At 62.8% G+C, this 390-nt stretch carries 1 protein-coding gene; it reads right to left on the reverse strand.

The genetic code is table 11. The features are described 5' to 3' along the window. Positions 1-390, reverse strand: a 390-nt coding sequence (locus tag OC610_RS28965; protein WP_264433263.1) for an esterase-like activity of phytase family protein, incomplete at both ends; no start/stop codon positions are given.

Raw genomic sequence — 390 nt, forward strand, 5'->3', positions numbered from 1 at the left:
TGGCGGATCATCGTCGGAGCGATTTTCAACCACGATGCAGCGCCTGTCGGCGGTATTTGCAGCACGGCGGCATTGGACTCGCTGACCACATAGCGATTACCGGCGCTGTCGCAACTGATGCCTTCGAAATCCAGCTCGCCCCCGCGCAGGAACGACGCCGCCCAGGTGCGAGACCTCAGGCCCCACGGCAAATCGTTATCCGGCACGGTCGGCACCTGGATGTCGACTGTTTCAGCCTGCCAGACCGGTACATCGCTGGGTTTGAGGCGATAGATCCGGTCGTCGTCGCGGTCGGACACGGTCCACATCTCGTTGCCGCACAACGCCAAGCCGGACAGATTGCCGCCGCGCATGCCGTCGACGGCATGCTCGGACAACAGTTTCAGCTCC

The sequence above is a fragment of the Pseudomonas agronomica genome, assembly GCF_025917275.1.
Classification (GTDB): domain Bacteria; phylum Pseudomonadota; class Gammaproteobacteria; order Pseudomonadales; family Pseudomonadaceae; genus Aquipseudomonas; species Aquipseudomonas agronomica.